Below are 18,968 nucleotides of genomic sequence, written 5' to 3'. Positions count from 1 at the left end.
TTGATCTCCGTAACATGATGGGGCATCCGGTCGTTGGGTCGACGTGGGATTCTTCCCAGACAACAGCGGAGATCTTCGTGACCGGACACAGTTCTGCCCCCTCCGGGGAGCCGCCGACCGCGATCGACCCCGGCGCCGCCGACCCCATCACCGCCGGCGGAGTTCCGTTGCACCAGCGGATCACCGCCGCCGCGCCGGAACTGGTGGCGGCCGTCTTCGAGCGCATCCTCGCCGAGCTGCCCGCCTACGCCCGGATGCCCGCCGAACTGCTGCGCGGTGACGTCACCCGGATCATCGGCGCCGGAGTCCGGGCCTTCGCCGAGGTCGTGCGCACCGGGCAGCGGCCGTCGCCGCGGTTCCTGTCCTCGCTGCGGGAGAACATCGCCCAGCGGGCCGAGGAAGGGGTGCCGATCGACGTGGTGCTCAGCGCGCACCACCTCGGCGTGCGGGTGAGCTGGGAGTTGCTGGGGCCGCACGCCGAACCCGCCGACCTGCCGGGACTGCTGCGGCTCAACAGGTTGCAGCTCGGCTACCTCCAGGACGTCACCGCCGCGGTCTCGGCCGGGTACTTCCAGGAGCGGCAGGCGGTGTTCAGCGAGGTGCAGGCGGCCCGGCAGGCGCTGCTCTCGGCGCTGCTGGAGGGCGGGGCAAGCGCGGAAACCGCCGCCAGAGCGGGAATCCTGCTGCCCCCGGCGTACCTGGTGCTGGAGCTGGTGATCGGTGCGCACCCCGACGAGGACAGGTCCGATGTGGACGGTTCGGTCGCGGCGCGGCGCAAGCTCCGCAGGCTGCGCACCGAACTCGAGCACGGGGCACGCGACCCGGTGCTCTGCGCGCTCACCCCGGCAGGCGGCGTCGCGCTCGTGCCGTGCGCGCAACCCGCCGACGAGGTCGGCGAAGCCGACTGGCGGCGGCTGGCCGCGCTGGTCGAGTCGGCGTCCCGTGCGGCGGGCGCCGACGTCACGGCGGGCGCGATGCCGGCCGCTCCGGCCGGCGTGGGCGAGGCGGCGGTGGTGGCGCGGGAGGTCCTCGACGTCGCGCTCGCCTGCGGGCGTCCACCCGGCGTCCACCGGCTCGACGACGTGGCGCTGGAGTACCAGCTCTCGCGGCCGGGTCCGGCGGCGGAGAAGCTGGCGGCGCTGCTGGAGCCGGTCGCGCGCAGACCCGAGCTGCTCGAGACGCTGCGGACGCACTTCGGCCACGGTCTCAACCGCAGGCACACCGCGCGGGCCCTGCACATCCACCCCAACACCGTCGACTACCGGCTGCGCAGGATCGCCGCCCTGACCGGGCTCGACACGACGGTGCCCGCTGAACTGCCCCGCATCCGGGCCGCGCTGATCGCGCGCCAGGCGCTCACGTCGGCGCGGCGGCGCTGAGCACCTGAGAACCCGCGGCGGTTCCGGTGGCGCGGGTGGGCCAAGCGCGCGCAGGTGATCGAGGACAGTCGTTGAGGGGCCCGGCGGGGTGTCCGCCGGTACGGTGGGTGGTGCTCGGCCGCCCGTGCGAGCCGGGCGCACCGGAGCCGACGGGGACCTCCCGATGAGGACACGTCACCACCCGCACCCCGCCCGCCGCGCGTGTCTCGCGGTGGCGCTGGCCGCGGTGCTCGCGCAGTGCTCCAGCCCCGCTTCGCCACCGGCCGGCGGCCCGCCGCCCGCGTCACCGCCGCCCACCGTCCCGGCGCGGTCGCCGTTCACCGCCGAGGTCGTCCCGGTCACCGCCGCCGAGCTGGGGCCGAGCTGGCGCCCGGGTTGCCCGGTGGGCCCCGCCGAGCTCCGCCGCGTCCGCCTGACCCACGTCGGCATGGACGGCGCGACGCACGTGGGTGAGCTGGACGTGCACCAGGACCGGGTCCGGCAGGTGGTCGACGTGTTCGGGCAGCTCTACGCGATCGGCTACCCGGTGGAGCGCATGCGTCCGGCCGGCACCTACCCGGGTGCCGAGGACGAGCTGTCGATGCGCGACAACAACACCTCGGCGTTCAGCTGCCGCGACATCCCCGGCAGCGGCCGGTGGTCCCAGCACGCCCTCGGCCGCGCGGTCGACGTGAACCCGCTGATCAACCCCTACGTCGACGACACCGGCGCCTTCCAGCCCGCCAACGCCGCGCCGTACCTGGACCGCGCCCGCCGCGACCCGGGCGTGCTGCACGACGGCGACCCGGCCGTGCGCGCCTTCACCGACCGCGGCTGGACCTGGGGCGGGCACTGGACCACGCCGATCGACTACCAGCACTTCGAGATGCCTTGAGCGCCGCCCCGCCACATGGTGGTGCCAGCCGACGACCCGGCGCTGGGGGTGTCCTGCCATGCCTGACCTGGCCAACCTGCTGGTCGTGACGGTGGTCGCGCTGCTGGCGCCGTTGCTGCTCGGCATGGCACCGCGGGTGCGCGTGCCCTCCGTTGTCCTGGAGATCGTCGCCGGCGTGGTGCTCGGACCGTCGGTCCTCGGGCTGGTCGAGGTCGACGAGGCGGTGCGGATCGTCGCCCTGCTCGGGCTGGCGTTCCTGCTGTTCCTGTCCGGCCTGGAGGTCGACGTGCACCGGCTGCGGGGCTCGCTGCTGCGCACGGCCCTGCTCGGCTACGCCCTGACGATGGTCATCGGCGTGCTGGCCGGGTTCTCCTTCGGCGCGGCGGGCTGGGTGCGCGACCCGCTGCTGATCGCGGTCGCGCTGTCGGCGACCTCGCTCGGGCTGGTCGTGCCGGTGCTCAAGGACGCCGGTCGCGCCGACGACGCGGCGGGCCAGACCACGATCGCGGCGTCCTCGGTCGCCGACTTCGGCGCCGTGGTGCTGGTGTCGCTGCTGTTCTCGGTGTCGGAGACGACCCCGGGCGAGCGGATCGCGTTCCTGGCAGTGTTCGTCGTCTTCGTCGCCGCCATCGGGGTCGCGGTCGCGCTGGCGGGCCGGTGGTCGCGGCTGGACATGGTCTTCCTGCGCCTGCAGGACACCACCGCCGAGCTGCGGGTCCGGGCCGCGGTGGCGCTGCTGGTGGCCTTCGTAGTGCTCGCCGAGCTGTTCGGGCTGGAGAGCATCCTCGGCGCGTTCCTGGCGGGTGCGGTCGTGGGCCTGATCGACCGCGACACCAGCACGCACCCGCACTTCCGCACCAAGCTCGACGCCATCGGCTACGGGTTCCTGATCCCGGTCTTCTTCATCTCCAGCGGGGTCACGCTGGACCTGCGGGGGCTGGTCGAGGAGCCCACGGCGCTGCTGCGCGTCCCCCTCTTCCTGCTGGCGTTGCTGCTGGTGCGGGGCGTGCCCGCGCTGCTCTACGTGCGGGCGCTGGGGTCCCGTTCGGCCGTGGCGGCCGGGTTCCTCCAGGCGACGTCGTTGCCGTTCCTGGTCACCACCACGCAGATCGGCGAATCGGTGGGCCTGATCGCCCCGGTGACGGGGGCCGCGCTGGTCTGCGCGGGCCTGCTGTCGGTGCTGTTGTTCCCGAGTGCCGCACTCGCCCTGCTGCGCCGCGACCGCCGCCCGCGAGCCGGGTCTCGCACCGGCTGACGCCGTTCCTGACCAGACGTCCGGCGGGTCAGCCCGGGTCGTGCGCGGCCATCAGTTCGGCCAGCTGGGGGTGCGCGGCGCGCAGGTCGGCGCGCACCCGGGCGCGGACGTCGGGCGGCATGTCCTGGCTGAGCTTGAACGTGCCGCGGACCGAGCCACCCGCACTCGGAACGCGAATACGTGCCCGAGCGGCGGCGGGGGCACCTCGGAGCTGCTGTCCCGGGTGCAGAACCAGACGCACTTGGCCGCGCTGCGCAACGCCGGAACCGGCGCGTTCCCGGTCGGGCGATGCGGTCGCCATCCGTCGGCAAGATCGACTTCGCCAGGGCGGAGCAAGGTGCACAGCTCGATGCACCGGGCGGTCCAGCCCTTCCACACCGAGGTCGACGGTGACATCCTGTTCGCGCTCACCACCGACGAGGTCGATCTCACCGGTACCACCGCGACCGGGCTCGGGGCGCTCGCCTCCGAGCTCGCCTGGGACACGGGCTCAGCGGCGTCGAGTGAAGCGGGTCCACGGCGGCCCCGGGTAGGAGGAGTCTCGAATGTCCTTGCCAGTGCACCGGTCCGACGAGCTCGACCCGGCGCAGCGCGGGCGTGGCTTCGGCCGCGCCTGGCGGAAGCAGGTCCAACGCTCCTACGCCGGTTATGCCGAGCTGTTCGCCGCCGTCGGAGCCTCCGACGTCCGCGGCTGGAGCGAGCAGGCGCACGCCGAGACCGCGGCGTGGGCACCCGCGCTCGCGGAGGAGATCGCCGACGTGGCGGAGGGTTGCGGACTGCCGACGTGGCAGGTCGCCGCGCTCAACGCGCGCACCGAGATCCTGGCCGCAGCGGCGAGCAACGGCGAAGGCGAGTGCTCCACGTCGGTCGTGCTGCCCGGCGCCGGAGTCGCGCCGCGCACGGTGCAGACCTGGGACTGGCACGACACCTTGGCCGACGGCATGGTGATCTGGTCGCTGGAGCCCCGCGCCGGGCACCGGGTGCACACCTTCACCGAGTTCGGCGTGCTCGGCAAGATCGGGGTGAACAGCGCGGGGCTCGGCGTGCACTTCAACGTGCTGCGGCACGTGCGCGACAGCGCTGACATCGGGGTGCCGGTGCACGTGGTCGCACGCCGCATCCTGGACGAGGCGAGCACCGTCGGCGAGGCGGTCGCCATCGCGGGCTCGGCCCGCCTGTCGGCGTCCTCGCTGATCACCGTCGCCACCTTCGACGGAGAGCGCGGTGAGGTGCGCGGACTGGAGCTGTCACCGGCAGGAGTCGCCGGACTCGAACCGGACGGCACCGGAACATTCCTGCACACCAACCACTTCCTGGACGTTGAGCTGAGCGCGGGGGAGCGGACCACCGAAGCGGAGTCGAGCACCTACCAGCGGCACGCCCTGCTGCGGCAGCGCACGCACGCCCTTTCCGCCGACGACCCGACCGCCCGCGCCCGCGCCTTGCACGCGCACCACGCCGACGGCGCACCGGTGTGCGCCCACGCCGACCAGGCGTTGCCGGCACACCGGCGCGGGCAGACGCTGGCGACGCTCACCCTCGACCTGGCCGCCGCCCGGCTCGGCGTCCACGAGGGCGGCCCCTGCGGCGTCTCGGCGGAGAGCTGGCAGTGGACGGCTTGAGCGCCCCAGCCGCGACGAAGAGTCGGCCGCCGATCGCGACACTCCACAGTGGATAGAGGACGATATTCGCTTCGGGAGAGCGGTCTTCCGGGCTAACCTCGTGCTTGATCTTTCTGCCCGTCCGCGTTCCCCCGGAGGACCTCCTTGAGCACTGGAATCAAGACCGCTGTCGTCACCGGAGCGGCGAGCGGGATCGGGCGGGCGCTCGCGGAGGAGCTGCGGGCGAGGGGCACTGACCTGGTGCTGGCCGACACCGACACCGACGCTCTCTCCGAGGTGGCGACGCGGCTCGACGCGACCGGCGTGCCGGCGGACGTCTCGGACCAGGCGGCGATGGACGCTCTCGCGGCGAAGGCACCGGACGCGCGGCTGGTCTGCCTGAACGCCGGAGTGGTGGGGGCCTCACTGGGCGCACCGTGGGAGGTCCCGCCCGGCGAGTGGGACCGCGTGTTCGGCGTCAACGTCGTGGGTGTCGTCAACGGACTGCGCGCGTTCGTGCCGAAGTTGCTCGCGTCCGGCGAGCGTGCTCACGTGCTGATCACCGCATCCCTGGCGGGACTGGCGGTTTTCCCGGGCGGGGGAGCGTACGGGCCGTCCAAACACGCGGTCACCGCCGTCGCGCAGCATGCGGCGATGGCGCTGGCCGACACACCCGTGCGGGTGAGCATGATCTGCCCCGCGCTGGTCGCCACCGGGATGTCGTCCGAAGGGGCCGATCCGGCCGATGTCGCCCGCGAGGCCCTGCGGACCCTCGACGACGGCGTTTTCTCCGTCGTCCCGGCCGAGTGGCGGACGGCCGTCGTCGAGCAGGCGGAACGGCTCGCCTGCGGTCAGCAACCCAAGCCTCCGACCCCGGACTCGCGATGACCTGGCTGTGGTCGCCCGCGGCGCGGCGGTTGACGTTCGTTGCGGTCGCTCGCCCTGATCGGCAGTCTCGACGGCGATGAGGTGGGTCGAGGGGCCCGGCGGGTTCTGGCGTGGCTGCTCGCCGCGCTCGCGATCGCACTGGTGGCAGCGGTGACCGTCGTGGTGGTGTGGTTTCCCCCGCTCGCGGCCACGACGTGTCCCGGGTGCTACGGGCTGGAGCGGGTGGCACCGGGCGTCTACGCGGAACCCGGCCTACCGGCATCCCGGAGGCAGCAGGTGGTATCCGCTGTGGAGGAGGCGAACCGGCGCGTCGACCGCTTCTACGGCGGCAGGGTGAGCTCCCCGCGGATCGTCGCCTGTCTCACCGACGGCTGCTACCGGCGGATCGGCGGAGGCGGGGAACGCGGCGTCGCCGTGCTGAACAGCGCGGTGATGCTCTCGCCGCGCGGCGTGGACCCGGTCATCGCCTCGCACGAGATGTCGCACGTCGAACTGCACACCCGGCTGCACTCGTCAGGTGCGCGGGTGCCGCAGTGGTTCGACGAGGGCCTGGCCGTCCTGGTCTCCGGCGACCCGCGCCATCTCGCACCGGCGACGGCGCCCGACCGCTGCCTGGTGCCGGCGGCGGAACCGCTCCCGGAGACCTTGGACGGCTGGCTGAAGGCCGCGGCGGCCGACCCCCGCACCTACGCCGAGGCGGCGTGCCGAGTGGACGGCTGGGTCGCGGCCCACGGCGGATCGCCCGCCGTTCTGGACCTCGTCCGGCGCCTCAACTCGGGCGAGGACTTCCACGCGATCACCGGCATGTGAACGGCTCGCTGGTCGCCGGGGGGTGAACCGGTTGGACGGGCCGCCGGGAGGTGAACCGGCTCGACCGACCGCGGGGATGTGCGGCTGGACCAGCCGCCGGCGTCGTTCCGCCGACTCAGCCCCGCGGTGCCGTCGACCCCCGCTCCACCAGCCCTATCGGCAGGTCGCGCACCGCGCCTTCGTCCGCTCTCCCCGCCAGCAGGTCGAACAGCAGCTCCGCGCAGGCGGCACCGGCTTCGCGCGGGCGCAGGTCGATGGCGGTGATCGGCGGATCGGTGTGCGCCAGCGGGCCGCTGTCCACGCATGCGGCGAGCAGCACGTCGCGCCCGACCTCCCGGCCCTCCTCACGCAGCACCGGCAGGGCGGCCGCCGCCGAACCGTCAGGCGCGCAGACGAGCGCGTCGATGCCGGGTTCGGCGGACAGCAGCGCGCGGATCTCGTCCTGCGTGACCTCCGGCGGTGCGCCGTAAGGCAGTTCGCGCAGCCGGACGGCGGTTCCCCTGCGCTCGCACCACTCGCGGTAGGCGCGCTGCAGGATCGCGCCCCAGTCGGTGATGGTGCTCGACGCCAGCAGCGCCGGCCGCGCGGCCCCGGCGTCGTGCAGCCGGTCGAACAGCAGGGACAGCATCGCGGCGTGGTCCGAGCGGACGGTCCCCGCCGGCTCGGCGTCGCCGGTGAACCGCTCGCAGGTGACCACGGGCACCGACGAGGCCAGCAGGCCGTGCACCACCGGATCGGTCACCAGCGGGTCGCCGAGCACCACCCCGTCGAGGCGGTGGAACGCGGCCCGCGCCCTCGCGCCGCGCGAGGTGAGCAGCGTGACGTCGTAGTCGTGCCGCGACGCCTGGTCGATCACGCCGAACACGAACGACATGTAGTACTCGGAGCGCGTCAGGACCTCCGGCAGGTGCAGCCCGATCGCCCCCGTAGTCGCCGCCCGCAACGACCGCGCGGAGAGGTTCGGCGTGTACCCCAACCGATCGGCCGTCTCGGCCACCAGCTGCCGCGTCTTCTCCGACACCCGGCCGGACCGCCGCAGGGCGTCGGACGCGGTGGTCTTGGAGACCCCGGCCGCCCGGGCGACCTCCACCAACGTAACCGGGGCGTCAGCGCTCACCACCCGTACGGTAGTCGCCACACCCCACCCGGCGAACACCGACCGAAGGCGGGGCCGTTGCTTGTGCAGGGCATTCGGGGCGTGCTGGATGCCGCTCTTCGAGTGATCTCGGGCCAATAGGAAGAACTCACCTTTTGCCCGCCGCTAGTGTCGTGAGTCGTTAATTCGTTGGCAGTAGGCTGCGAGGGTTTGGAAGATTTCGTCGGCGGTCTTGGTCCAGACGAAGGGTGTGGGGTCGGCGTTCCAGGATTCGATCCAGGCGCGGACGTCTGCTTCGAGTTCGGTGACGCTGCGGTGGGCGGATCGGCGGAGTTTGCGGTTGGTCAGCTCGGCGAACCACCGTTCGACGAGGTTGAGCCAGGAGGCGCTCGTGGGGGTGAAGTGCACGTGGAAGCGCGGGTGGCGCAACAACCATTTCTTGATCACGGGTGTCTTGTGCGTCGCGTAGTTATCACAGATCAGGTGCAAGTCCAGTTCGGCGGGAGTGTTCTTGTCGATGGTCTTCAGGAATTTCAGGAACTCCTGATGGCGGTGCCGCCGGTAGTGCTGGCTGATGATGGATCCGGTGGCCACGTCCAGGGCGGCGAACAGGCTGGTGGTGCCGTGCCGGACATAGTCGTGGGTCATGCGCGCCGGGGTGGTGGGCATGACCGGCAGGATCGGCGCGGTGCGATCCAGAGCCTGTATCTGGGATTTCTCATCGACGCAGAGGACCAGGGCGTTTTCCGGTGGGTCCAGGTAGAGGCCGACGACGTCTCGGACCTTTTCCACGAACAGCGGATCGGTGCTGAGCTTCCAGGTCTGCACCAGGTGCGGCTTGAGCTCAAAAGCCCGCCAGATCCGGGAAATCGCCGTCTGCGACATCCCGACCGCGTTCGCCATCGAACGAGTCGACCAATGCGAGTCCTCGTTCGGCGGCGCCTCCTCCAGTGTCTTGGCGATCACGGTTTCGACCTGTTGGTCAGTGATCGTGCGCGGGGCACCCGGCCGGGGCTCGTCCGACAATCCCTCCAGGCGATCAGCGACAAAGCGGCGGCGCCACTTCGTCACCGTCGGAGGGGAAATCTGCAACTGCCGCGATACGTCCATGTTGGACACTCCCTCGGCGCAGGCGAGCACGATCCGTGCCCGCAACGCCAACGCCTGCGCGGTTTTCGGGCGACGCGCCCACCTCTGAAGCGTCTCCCGTTCAGCGTCCGTCAACGCCAAATCGGGCAAACGCGGACCTCTACGACCCATCACCAAAACATACAACAAACTTCCAACTCAGGACACTAGTTTCGGACGCCGCGTGGGGAGGAGGACGTTCATGACCGGCTTCTTCGTTGATCCCGACTCCATCGATGGAAACTCGCACTTGCTTGCTGAGCAGGCCGGCCTGCTTCAGGAAGGACGGCTCGACGGCGACACCGCCACCATGGCGCGCCCGCCCAGAGCGCACCCCGCTGTCGGCGGGGAAGTCGAGAAGTTCACCAACTTCGCCGCCGATCAGTGCCGCGATCTCGTCGCGCTGCTTGGCGCGCTGGCGACCAAGCTCAGGGCCGTCGGGGAGGAGCACGTCACCGTCGACGGCCACGTCCGGGACGAGTTGGAAAGGTTCCTGACCTCCGGCGTCTTCGTACCGCCGGGAAAGCGGTGATCGGAAATGGCCTACTACGCCGACGTCGAGTTCCTCGAAGAAGCAGCACCTGAACTGGTGATGCGCAATGGCGACGAGTTCCGGCGGATGCACAACCTGCTGGAGTCGGTCAAGCCGTCCGTGCGGCGGGCCAAGGACGAGACCCGGTGGCAGGGCGGTGGTCGTGAGCAGTACGACGCCCGCCTCGACGACGTCAGCGGGCTGGTCGACGCGCTGAGCACGGCGTTCGCCAAAGCCGGTCGTGCACTGACCGACTACTCGCCCAAGCTGGGGGAGGCCCAGCGCATCATGCGCGAAGGCAAGGCCACCGAGCGGAAGCTCGCTGACGAGATCGGCAAGGTTGCCGACGCCGTTACCCGGACCGCGCAGGAAGCCGAACCGATGCGCCAGTGGGAGGACATCCGCGCGACCACGGGATTCTTCGACTGGATCGCGGAACTGGGCATGGATGTCGACTCCATCCGTGCCAACGCCGAACGGTTCTACGAACAGACCAAGAGCTCGTTCGAGAAGGCGAAGACGATCGAGGAGAACGCGCGCCGGGCGTGCCTGGCCGAGCTAGGCGACGGCTACGAAGCCCTGCCCGACTTCCGCGCGAACTCCAAGGACGCGGCGGCCATCATCGCCGGCGTCGACGAAGTGACCAAGGAAGCGGGCGAGGCCAGGGGCGACGACAACGTCGCGTTGCCTGGCAGCGGTCCGAAGAGCGACGTGCAGGCATCGGACCCGAACGCGAAGGTGAGCCCGACGCTCAAACGCTTCCAGGAGATCGCAGCGGGTCTGCCTGAAGGCACGACCACCTCTTACTTCCTAACCGAGAACTCCGACGATTTCCGCAGGCAGTGGATCCACGACAACAAGGCGGCGATCAACGCTGCTGCCGAGGAAACGGGACTTCCCCCGGAACTGGTCGCGGGAATCGCGTGGCAGGAGGTCGGCGGCAAAGGCCGGGTGTGGGACGACCTGGCCCAGACCGGTCGGGACATGGCCGAGGACGGCTGGCTCCCGGTAACTCCCGAGAACCTGCCGAGCCGTCTTGGTGGTTCACCGGACGATGTCTCCTACGGCCCGCTGTCCATCCAAACCCGTCGGGCGGCCGAGGTGCTGGGTTACGACCCGGAACACCTCACCGACGAGCAGCGAGACGAGATCAGGGCCGCCGCCGAGGATCCCCGGACCAACGTCCTGATCAGCGCGCAGCACTTGGCCGATCTCAAGGCGCAGAGCGGATACGCCGATGTCCCGCCGGAAAAGATGACCGACGAGCAGCGCAAGGAGATGTACGCCGAGATCGGGGCGCGCTACAACGGCGGGCCGAACTGGAACACCAACCCCGACGCCGCAGCGTACGGTAAAACCCTGGTGCAGCATCTGCCCGAAGCACGGAAGGCATTGCAGTGACGGCGACCTCACCGAGCCGACGACCGAAGCGACGCGTTGCCGCCACGGTGATCAGCGCGGTTCTCTGCCTCGTGCTGGACCTCGTCACGCTCTACGCCGTTGCCTCGTCGTTCCTGATGAGCCCGCGCGGACCATGGGACGACGACGTGCTCACCGCCATCCAGGTGAGTTCCTTCGCCGGTGGTCTGCTCGCTGTGCTGGGCGGACTGCTTCGAACCCTGCCCGTTGCCCGTCGCTGGTTGTCCTGGTGGTGGTTCCTGCCACCGATGGTGCTGCTGCTGGCCGCGATTGCGCGGTTCGGTTCGATGGACATCGCCTACCCGTCCTGATCGACCTGGCCGAGACGGCGACGAGAGGCTTCTTGCGCTTGCCGCCAGGGTCGAGGAGTAGCCGGCCAGGCACCGGTGCTCCTTCGCGGGATTCTCCTACCCAGGACCCGAAAGTCAGAACCTGATGGTGGTTTCGTGGACGTGCTGCCAGCGGAAGCCGTTGGGGGCGGCTGGGTCCTGGCGGAGGACGGCGGTGGTGCGGCGCTGGGTGGTTCTGCCGTGGTGGCGGTGGGTTTCGCGGAAGCGCACCACCGCGAGGTCGGGCGAGGACGTCACGAGCTCGATGTCGCTCACGGCGATCTCCAGGCCAGGCGTGGTGTTGCGGGATTCGGCCAGGTCGCTGAAGAGGTCCTCGGCGGCGAGGGCCGCGCCTTCCACGGTGGTCATGGTGAAGCCGGGCGAGTGCGACTCGCGCAGTTCGTCGATGACCGACGAGTCGCACTCGGTCCCCAGCCAGCGTGCGAGCAGGCGGTGCTGCCGCTCGACTTCGGCGGCGACGCGGCCGGCGAGGTCGGTCACCAGCCGCGCTCGCGCCACTCGGCGAGCTTGGGGCGCTCGGCACCGAGGGTGGAGTCGTCGCCGTGCCCCGGGTAGAACCAGGTGTCGTCGGGCAGCTCGGCGAAGACGCGGGTCTCGACGTCGTCGATCAGGGAGCGGAAGTCCTCCGGCGACGTGGTCTTGCCGACCCCGCCCGGGAACAGCGAGTCGCCGGTGAACAGATGCGGGTGACCGGCCGGGTCGCGGTAGAGCAGGGCGATCGAACCCGGCGTGTGCCCGCGCAGGTGGATGACCTCCAGCGCGGCCTCGCCGACCTGGATCGTCTCGCCGTGCTCGACCAGGCGGTCCGGCGGCACCGGCAGCTCCGAGGCGTCGGCCGGGTGGGCCATGGTGTAGGCGCCGGTCTGGCCCGCGACCGCACCCAGCGCCTGCCAGTGGTCGCCGTGGCGGTGGGTGGTGACGATCGTGCGCAGGCGGGGGCGCTGGTCGTCGTGGCCGAGCAGGTCGGCCAGCCGCTCGGAGTCGTTCGCCGCGTCGATCAGCAACGCGTCGCCGGTCCTGCGGCAGACCAGCAGGTAGGCGTTGTTGTCCATCGGGCCGACGGACATCTTGGTGATGGTCAGCTCGTCCAGCTCGCGCCGGGCCGGAGCGCCGCCGGCCTCGACGTGTCCCGTGTACTGTCCTCGTGGCTCCACGCCAGCGAGCCTAACGGCCCGGGGAGGCGCGGCTCACATCAGCCGTGGGTGAGGCCCCTGTGCGGGGGATCATCCGCCCCCGCCCATGCAGTGGGCGGCAACCCAGGCGGCGGACGACGTCCCAGGCGGCGGGCAGGGAGCGGACGCGGCCCAGGCACCGGACACCTTCCAGGCGGCGGGGACAGCGGCCCATGCAGCCGACGACTGCCCATGCAGCCGACGACCACGGCCCGTGCAGCAGACCACGGCCCGTGCAGCGAACAAAGGCGTGCGCAGCGAACAAAGGCGTGCGCGCTGGATCAACAGCCCCGGCCCGGCAGCCCGAGCCGGAAGCTACGGGTGTTGCGAATGGGACGATCGCGCACTTCCGTTGCGGGAGAACGCAGAACGCCCGAGCCCCCGACCCTCAGAGCCAGGGCGGCAGGGTCGGCAGGGGGTCGCCGGTGAGCCGCTCGCCGCTGGTGCGTCCGAGCAGCCATCCCAGCATCGCGCCGGGGTCGCCGTGCACCTGGCTGGGCCGCGACGTCGTCCCGCGCAGCTCCCAGCTGCGCTCCCGCCCGTCGAAGTCGACCACGACGGTGAGCGCGGGCACGTCGTGCCTGCCGCCGAACTGCTGGACGACGTCCTCGAGGATCTCCTCGACGTCGGGGCGCGGGATGTCGTCGAACCCGAAGCCGTGGTCGAGGTCGACCAGGTGCACCCACAGCTCCAGCAGGCGCCCGCGCAGCACGCCGTGCGCCGGGATCGGGTCGCCCGCCCAGTCCAGGACCTCCGCGGTCCAGGCCCACACCGGCAGCTCGCAGGCGGCGCGGGCGAAGCGCTCGCACGACGCCGCGAGATCCTCCAGCAGCAGCTGCCTGCCGCGCACCGCGCCCTCTTCGATGTCGGCGTCGCGGTCCGACGCGCTGGCGTACATGGGGTGCTCGACGCCCGTGCGCGCCCACCGCAGCAGGTTCAGGAACCCGTCGGCGTTGCGCGCCACGTGCGATATGACGTGCGCCCGGGTCCACCCCGGCAGCAGGCTCGGCCCGTGGATCGACAGCTCGTCGAGGCTCCTGGCGGTCTCCATGAAGCGGTCGCCGGCCTGCTCGATGGCGGCCAGTGCGACCGAGGTCCGGTGGGCTAGCTGCGCGGCGCCGGTGGTGCTGTCGATGTTGCTACGGTCGCCGGCCCCGAGAGCGATGTCAGCCATGGGTCGTCCTCGCTTCAAAAGGGGATTGCCGGTGCTGCACGCCGGTGAGGTTTCGAGAGTAGATGCGATGGCGCCGAGGCCGACAGTGCCCATTCCGGGGTAATTTTGCGTATTGTCGGACGAGGCCCCGGCGCGGTGACGCCGTCCTCACGGCCAGTCACTCGTTCAGGTGACAGCGAGTGACAGTGGACACAGGTCACGCGGTGGTGGACCGGACGCGATCCGAGACTGTCGGTGCCCCCGAATAGCATTGATGTGCGACGTCCTGCAGGCGTTTCACCCCGGCGCCGACCGCGGTGCACCAAACCGGTGCACCGGCACGGTGGACCAAACCGGTGCACCGGCACGGTGGGCCAACCGGCGCACCAACGCGGTGCACCACGGTGCACTGGTCGGTGCACCACTCCGGTGCACCACCGCGGTGCCCGACGCCGGTGTCTCGCCCGGGACGTGCTCGCTGACCCGTTGGGGCCGGCACCGCCTCCTGCCCACACCCGGGCCCGCCCGACACCGGGCCCGCACCGCCGGGGGGTCGCACCCGACCCGGCGAGAACTTCGAAGGGATTGCAGTGGCTGACCGCCTTGTCGTCCGCGGCGCCCGTGAGCACAACCTGCGCGGGATCGACCTCGATCTGCCCCGGGACAGCCTGATCGTGTTCACCGGGCTGTCCGGCTCCGGGAAGTCGAGCCTGGCTTTCGACACGATCTTCGCCGAGGGGCAGCGACGCTACGTCGAGTCGCTGTCCGCCTACGCCCGGCAGTTCCTCGGGCAGATGGACAAGCCCGACGTCGACTTCATCGAGGGCCTGTCGCCGGCGGTTTCCATCGACCAGAAGTCGACCAGCCGCAACCCGCGGTCCACGGTGGGCACCATCACCGAGGTCTACGACTACCTGCGGCTGCTCTACGCCCGCGCGGGCAAGCCGCACTGCCCGGTGTGCGGCGAGGCGATCAGCAAGCAGACCCCGCAGCAGATCGTCGACCAGGTGCTGGCGATGCCGGAGCGCACCAAGTTCCAGGTGCTGGCCCCGGTGGTGCGCAGCCGCAAGGGCGAGTACGTCGACCTCTTCGAGAAGCTGCAGTCGCAGGGCTACGCCCGCGCCCGGGTCGACGGCGTCGTGCACCCGCTGGAGAACCCGCCGAAGCTGAAGAAGCAGGAGAAGCACGACATCGAGGTCGTGATCGACCGGCTCACCGTCAAGCCCACCGCCAAGCAGCGGCTGACCGACTCGGTCGAGACCGCGCTGCGGCTGGCCGACGGCCTGGTGCTGCTGGAGTTCGTCGACGCCGAGGAGAACGACCCCCACCGCGAGCGCAAGTTCTCCGAGAACCTGGCCTGCCCCAACGGACATCCGCTGGGAGTCGACGAGCTGGAGCCGCGCTCGTTCTCCTTCAACTCCCCCTACGGCGCCTGCCCGGACTGCGCCGGCCTGGGCATCCGCAAGGAGGTCGACCCGGAGCTGGTCGTGCCCGACGAGGAGCTGTCGCTGGAGGAAGGCGCGATCGCGCCGTGGGCGGGCGGGCACACCGCCGAGTACTTCACCCGGCTGCTGACCTCGCTGTCGGAGGCGATCGGCTTCCGGATGGACACCCCGTGGAACCGGCTGCCGACCAAGGTCAAGAAGGCGGTGCTGCACGGCACCAACGACCAGGTCCACGTGCGCTACAAGAACCGCTACGGCCGCACCCGCTCCTACTACGCCAACTACGAGGGCGTCATCCCGTTCCTGGAACGCAGGCTGGAGCAGACCGAGTCCGACTACGCGCGCGAGAAGTACGAGGGCTACATGCGCGACGTGCCGTGCCCGGCGTGCGACGGCACCCGCCTCAAGCCCGAGATCCTCGCGGTGACGATGGAGGGCGCCGAGACCGGCGAGATGTCCATCGCCGAGGTCAGCGCGCTCAGCGTGCGCGAGTGCGCGGACTTCCTGAACGGGCTGGTGCTCGGCCCGCGCGAGGAGATGATCGCCGGGCGGGTGCTCAAGGAGGTGCAGGCGAGGCTGGGTTTCCTGCTCGACGTCGGCCTGGACTACCTGTCGCTGGACCGCGCCGCGGGCACGCTCTCCGGTGGTGAGGCGCAGCGCATCCGGCTGGCCACCCAGATCGGTTCGGGACTGGTCGGCGTGCTCTACGTGCTCGACGAGCCCTCGATCGGCCTGCACCAGCGCGACAACCACCGGCTGCTGGAGACGCTGAGCAGGCTGCGCGACCTCGGCAACACGCTGATCGTCGTCGAGCACGACGAGGACACCGTGCGCAGCGCCGACTGGATCGTCGACATCGGTCCCGGCGCGGGTGAGCACGGCGGTCAGGTCGTGCACAGCGGCCCGTACAAGGAACTGCTCGACAACGAGGCGTCGATCACCGGCGACTACCTCGCGCGGCGCAAGCACATCCCGCTGCCGGAGACCCGGCGGCGCAACGACCCCAAGCGCCAGCTCACCGTCGTCGGCGCCCGCGAGCACAACCTGCACCGCATCGACGTGTCGTTCCCGCTGGGCTGCCTGGTGGCGGTGACCGGGGTGTCCGGCTCGGGCAAGTCCACGCTGGTCAACGACATCCTCGCGTCGGTGCTGGCGAACAAGCTCAACGGCGCGCGCCAGGTCCCCGGCAGGCACACCCGCGTCAACGGGCTGGGCAACGTCGACAAGCTGGTGCAGGTCGACCAGTCGCCGATCGGGCGGACCCCGCGGTCGAACCCGGCGACCTACACCGGAGTCTTCGACCACATCCGCAAGCTGTTCGCGGCGACCACCGAGGCCAAGGTGCGCGGCTACCAGCCGGGCCGGTTCTCCTTCAACGTCAAGGGCGGCCGGTGCGAGGCGTGCGCGGGCGACGGCACGCTGAAGATCGAGATGAACTTCCTGCCCGACGTCTACGTGCCGTGCGAGGTGTGCAAGGGCGCCCGGTACAACCGGGAGACCCTGGAGGTGCACTACAAGGGCAAGACGATCGCCGAGGTCCTGGACCTGCCGATCGAGGAGGCCGCGGAGTTCTTCAAGCCGATCAACGCCATCCACCGTCACCTGCGGACGCTGGTTGACGTCGGCCTCGGCTACGTCCGGCTCGGGCAGCCCGCGCCGACGCTGTCCGGCGGTGAGGCGCAGCGGGTGAAGCTGGCCAGCGAGCTGCAGAAGCGCTCGACGGGCAAGACGGTCTACATCCTCGACGAGCCGACGACGGGTCTGCACTTCGAGGACATCCGCAAGCTGCTCGGCGTGGTCAACAGCCTGGTGGACAAGGGCAACACGGTGATCGTCATCGAGCACAACCTCGACGTCATCAAGACCGCGGACTGGGTGCTGGACATGGGACCGGAGGGCGGTAACGGCGGCGGCGAGCTGATCGCGGAGGGCACTCCGGAGGAGGTCGCCGAGGTCGAGGACAGCTACACCGGCCGGTTCCTGGCGCCGATCCTCGCCGAGGGCTGAGGTCCCGGACCGGTTCCGAGGCTGGTCCGCGCCGAGGGCTGACCCGGCGCCGGTTCTCCCACAGCGGCGATCCCGCCTGGTCAGGCCGCGCCAGGTCAGGCGGGGTGCCGGGCGAGCGGCGTCGGTCCGGTCTGGTCAGGCGGGCCGCGGCGGTCGGTCTGGCGTGGTCAGGTGGGCGGCAAGCGGCGCGGTGGTCGGTCAGGCTGGTCAGGTGGGCGGCGGGCGGCGCGGTGGTCGGTCAGGCTGGTCAGACGGTGGCCGAGCGGCGTGGGCGGTGGGTTTGGCCTGGTCAGGCGGGCTGCCGAGTGCGCCGCAACCGGTCCGGCCCGTCAGGCGGCGTGGGTGGTTGGCCCGGCTGGTCAGGTGGGCGGCCGAGCGGCGCGGGCAGTAGGCCCGACCTGGTCAGCGTGCGGCGGGGACGCGGCCGAAAAGCCTGCCCCCGAGGTCCGCGCCCACGACCGCGCCGCTGCCGTCGCGGGTGAAGTAGCCGCGCTCCCCCTGCAGGCCGCCCTCGGTGACGATGTACTCGTCGCCGTCGCCGGGCAGGAAACCGACGGCGGCCGGCGGGTAGTCCGGGGCCATCTCGACGTCCGAGGCGTGGCGGATCTCCGGCCTGATCCCGACGCCGAGAGTGAGCCGGGAGCCGTCGGTGGCGATGTCGAGGTACATGGCGTCGTTCTCGTAGCGTCCGGCGACCTCCCGAGCCCGGGTGTCGTCGTGCGGCACCGGCTGCGGGTCCCGATCCACCACCCCGAGGTAGTGCTCCAGCGCCCACCGGACGACTGCCCGGTTGCACGGGTGGCCGTCCGGTCCGGCGTTGGACAGCGAGACGACGGCGAAGTCCCGTTCGGGCACGATGAGCAGCTCGGCGAACTGGCCGTTGCCCGATCCGCCGTGCCCGATGGTGCGCACGCCGCCGACGTCGCGCAGGAACCAGCAGATCCCGACGCCGTCGCCCAGGGAGCTCGCCCGCAGCGCGACCGTCTGCTCCCGCATGCGGTGCAGCGCATCGGCGGGCAGCACGCCGTCTCCGGTGCCGAGGTGGAAGCGGGCCCAGCGCAGCAGGTCGCCCACCGACGACACGATGCCCCCGCCGGGGTCGTTGCCGCGGGCGCCGGCTCGCCACGCCTTCCACGGCCGCGCGAACCGCAGCTCCCCGTCGTCGCCGCGGTTGTGCCCGACGGCGAACGACCGGACCACGACGTCGTCGAGGTCGAAGAACGTGTTGGTCAGCCCGACCGGCTCCAGCACCAAAGAGGCAACGGCCTTCTCGAAGGGCAGGCCCGTGACCTTCTCGACGACCAGCCCTGCCAGGTTGTAGGCGGCCTGGCTGTAAGAGGCGCGTTCGCCGGGCTCGCCGATCATCGGCAGTCCGGCCATCCTGGCGACGAACCCGGCAAGCGAGTCGGCCTCGTCACCGGCTTCGACGACGTTCCAGTCCAGTCCCGAGGTGTGGTTGAGCAGGTGCCACACCGTGATCTTCGCGGCGGCGCGCTCGTCGCTGAGCCGCAGCTCGGGGACGTAGTGGAGCACCGGTGCCGCCAGCTCCACCTTCCCTTCGGCGGCCAGGCGCACCAGCGCGGTCGCCGTGAACGTCTTCGTCACCGACGCCAGGTGGAACAGCGTGGTCTCGTCGACCGGGCGCGGGTTGTCGACGCTGGTGATGCCGTGGGACGCGCGGATCTCCCGGCCGTCCGCCCACACCCCGGCGGCGACGCCGGGGATGCCGAACTCCGTCGCGGCCGCCTCGACCGCACCGGCCAGCTCGCGCTGTGTCATCGGGTCCCCCTCCGAGCGACTGAACTAAGTACAAGGGAGAACATAGACCCTTCTTGAACAAAGTTCAAGCAATGCCCTGA

17 protein-coding genes are annotated in these 18,968 nt (G+C 71.1%); 10 read left to right on the top strand and 7 right to left on the bottom strand.

The genetic code is table 11. The features are described from left to right. Positions 1-77: 77 nt before the first annotated feature. The 3 genes from SACE_RS25730 (at position 78) to SACE_RS25720 (ending at position 3,508) form a co-directional block, all read left to right on the top strand. The gene (locus tag SACE_RS25730) at positions 78-1,379 is read left to right on the top strand and encodes a PucR family transcriptional regulator (RefSeq protein ID WP_009951271.1); all 1,302 of its coding nucleotides are present in this window, start codon (positions 78-80) and stop codon (positions 1,377-1,379) included. A gap of 163 nt (positions 1,380-1,542) precedes the next feature. Then, positions 1,543-2,253 (top strand): M15 family metallopeptidase, encoded by a 711-nt coding sequence (locus SACE_RS25725; protein ID WP_011874684.1) that lies wholly within the window; start codon positions 1,543-1,545, stop codon positions 2,251-2,253. Between the two features lie 58 nt (positions 2,254-2,311). Beyond that, the gene (locus SACE_RS25720; protein ID WP_009951273.1) at positions 2,312-3,508 is read left to right on the top strand and encodes a cation:proton antiporter; all 1,197 of its coding nucleotides are present in this window, start codon (positions 2,312-2,314) and stop codon (positions 3,506-3,508) included. Between the two features lie 28 nt (positions 3,509-3,536). On the opposite strand, the gene SACE_RS37950 is transcribed toward SACE_RS25720, so the two are convergent. Then, positions 3,537-3,809, bottom strand: a complete 273-nt coding sequence (locus SACE_RS37950; RefSeq protein WP_143538222.1) for a hypothetical protein — start codon at positions 3,807-3,809, stop codon at positions 3,537-3,539. A 244-nt stretch (positions 3,810-4,053) separates the two neighbouring features. On the opposite strand from SACE_RS37950, the gene SACE_RS25715 reads away from it, so the two are divergent. The 3 genes from SACE_RS25715 to SACE_RS25705 all read left to right on the top strand — a co-directional run bounded on the left by SACE_RS25715 (position 4,054) and on the right by SACE_RS25705 (position 6,807). Then, entirely contained in the window at positions 4,054-5,130 is a 1,077-nt protein-coding gene (locus tag SACE_RS25715; protein ID WP_011874682.1) for a C45 family autoproteolytic acyltransferase/hydrolase, read from the top strand. A 144-nt stretch (positions 5,131-5,274) separates the two neighbouring features. Next, on the top strand, positions 5,275-5,997 hold the full coding sequence (locus tag SACE_RS25710; protein WP_009951276.1) for an SDR family NAD(P)-dependent oxidoreductase: 723 nt from the start codon (positions 5,275-5,277) through the stop codon (positions 5,995-5,997). 39 nt (positions 5,998-6,036) lie between these two features. Next, positions 6,037-6,807 (top strand): hypothetical protein, encoded by a 771-nt coding sequence (locus tag SACE_RS25705; protein WP_009951278.1) that lies wholly within the window; start codon positions 6,037-6,039, stop codon positions 6,805-6,807. Positions 6,808-6,922: 115 nt separating this feature from the next. Here the strand turns inward: SACE_RS25705 and SACE_RS25700 are convergent, their stop codons facing one another. Both SACE_RS25700 and SACE_RS25695 read right to left on the bottom strand, forming a co-directional pair. Beyond that, entirely contained in the window at positions 6,923-7,924 is a 1,002-nt protein-coding gene (locus SACE_RS25700) for a LacI family DNA-binding transcriptional regulator (protein WP_037306473.1), read from the bottom strand. A gap of 144 nt (positions 7,925-8,068) precedes the next feature. After that, a complete protein-coding gene (locus SACE_RS25695) occupies positions 8,069-9,163 on the bottom strand; it encodes an IS630 family transposase (RefSeq protein ID WP_011873748.1) in 1,095 nt (364 codons plus the stop codon). A 70-nt stretch (positions 9,164-9,233) separates the two neighbouring features. On the opposite strand from SACE_RS25695, the gene SACE_RS25690 reads away from it, so the two are divergent. Genes SACE_RS25690 through SACE_RS25680 form a run of 3 tightly spaced genes read left to right on the top strand, consistent with a single transcriptional unit; the run spans position 9,234 to position 11,293 of the window. Continuing rightward, positions 9,234-9,563, top strand: coding sequence for a hypothetical protein (locus tag SACE_RS25690; protein WP_009950294.1), 330 nt, complete (start codon positions 9,234-9,236; stop codon positions 9,561-9,563). Positions 9,564-9,569: 6 nt separating this feature from the next. Then, the gene (locus tag SACE_RS25685; protein WP_009950295.1) at positions 9,570-10,964 is read left to right on the top strand and encodes a hypothetical protein; all 1,395 of its coding nucleotides are present in this window, start codon (positions 9,570-9,572) and stop codon (positions 10,962-10,964) included. Positions 10,965-11,011: 47 nt separating this feature from the next. After that, on the top strand, positions 11,012-11,293 hold the full coding sequence (locus SACE_RS25680; protein WP_011874680.1) for a hypothetical protein: 282 nt from the start codon (positions 11,012-11,014) through the stop codon (positions 11,291-11,293). 114 nt (positions 11,294-11,407) lie between these two features. Here the strand turns inward: SACE_RS25680 and SACE_RS25675 are convergent, their stop codons facing one another. The 3 genes from SACE_RS25675 to SACE_RS25665 all read right to left on the bottom strand — a co-directional run bounded on the left by SACE_RS25675 (position 11,408) and on the right by SACE_RS25665 (position 13,678). Further along, positions 11,408-11,830 (bottom strand): hypothetical protein, encoded by a 423-nt coding sequence (locus SACE_RS25675; protein ID WP_009950297.1) that lies wholly within the window; start codon positions 11,828-11,830, stop codon positions 11,408-11,410. After that, positions 11,809-12,486 carry an MBL fold metallo-hydrolase gene (locus SACE_RS25670; protein ID WP_009950299.1) on the bottom strand — a complete coding sequence of 226 codons (678 nt, stop codon included), beginning with the start codon at positions 12,484-12,486 and terminating at the stop codon, positions 11,809-11,811. Before SACE_RS25670 ends, SACE_RS25675 begins: the two co-directional genes overlap by 22 nt. 406 nt (positions 12,487-12,892) lie before the next feature. Next, positions 12,893-13,678 (bottom strand): maleylpyruvate isomerase family mycothiol-dependent enzyme, encoded by a 786-nt coding sequence (locus tag SACE_RS25665; protein ID WP_009950300.1) that lies wholly within the window; start codon positions 13,676-13,678, stop codon positions 12,893-12,895. A gap of 569 nt (positions 13,679-14,247) precedes the next feature. On the opposite strand from SACE_RS25665, the gene uvrA reads away from it, so the two are divergent. Continuing rightward, positions 14,248-17,109 (top strand): excinuclease ABC subunit UvrA, encoded by a 2,862-nt coding sequence (uvrA, locus tag SACE_RS25660; RefSeq protein WP_009950301.1) that lies wholly within the window; start codon positions 14,248-14,250, stop codon positions 17,107-17,109. Between the two features lie 402 nt (positions 17,110-17,511). On the opposite strand, the gene SACE_RS25655 is transcribed toward uvrA, so the two are convergent. Then, positions 17,512-18,888, bottom strand: coding sequence for a serine hydrolase domain-containing protein (locus tag SACE_RS25655; protein ID WP_009950302.1), 1,377 nt, complete (start codon positions 18,886-18,888; stop codon positions 17,512-17,514). Between the last annotated feature and the right edge of the window lie 80 nt (positions 18,889-18,968).

This window comes from Saccharopolyspora erythraea NRRL 2338, from assembly GCF_000062885.1.
In the GTDB taxonomy this organism is placed as follows: Bacteria; Actinomycetota; Actinomycetes; order Mycobacteriales; family Pseudonocardiaceae; genus Saccharopolyspora_D; species Saccharopolyspora_D erythraea.
The sequence above is the reverse complement of the archived record's forward strand: the minus strand, read 5'-3'. Positions and strand labels throughout refer to the sequence as shown.

Bases quoted from the DNA above. Each gene is read 5' to 3' on its own strand.
- SACE_RS25685 (WP_009950295.1), top strand. From the start codon at position 9,570: ATGGCCTACTACGCCGACGTCGAGTTCCTCGAAGAAGCAGCACCTGAA.
- SACE_RS25695 (WP_011873748.1), bottom strand. From the start codon at position 9,163: ATGGGTCGTAGAGGTCCGCGTTTGCCCGATTTGGCGTTGACGGACGCT.
- SACE_RS25665 (WP_009950300.1), bottom strand. From the start codon at position 13,678: ATGGCTGACATCGCTCTCGGGGCCGGCGACCGTAGCAACATCGACAGC.
- SACE_RS25725 (WP_011874684.1), top strand. From the start codon at position 1,543: ATGAGGACACGTCACCACCCGCACCCCGCCCGCCGCGCGTGTCTCGCG.
- SACE_RS25720 (WP_009951273.1), top strand. From the start codon at position 2,312: ATGCCTGACCTGGCCAACCTGCTGGTCGTGACGGTGGTCGCGCTGCTG.
- SACE_RS37950 (WP_143538222.1), bottom strand. From the start codon at position 3,809: ATGGCGACCGCATCGCCCGACCGGGAACGCGCCGGTTCCGGCGTTGCG.
- SACE_RS25715 (WP_011874682.1), top strand. From the start codon at position 4,054: ATGTCCTTGCCAGTGCACCGGTCCGACGAGCTCGACCCGGCGCAGCGC.
- SACE_RS25690 (WP_009950294.1), top strand. From the start codon at position 9,234: ATGACCGGCTTCTTCGTTGATCCCGACTCCATCGATGGAAACTCGCAC.
- SACE_RS25655 (WP_009950302.1), bottom strand. From the start codon at position 18,888: ATGACACAGCGCGAGCTGGCCGGTGCGGTCGAGGCGGCCGCGACGGAG.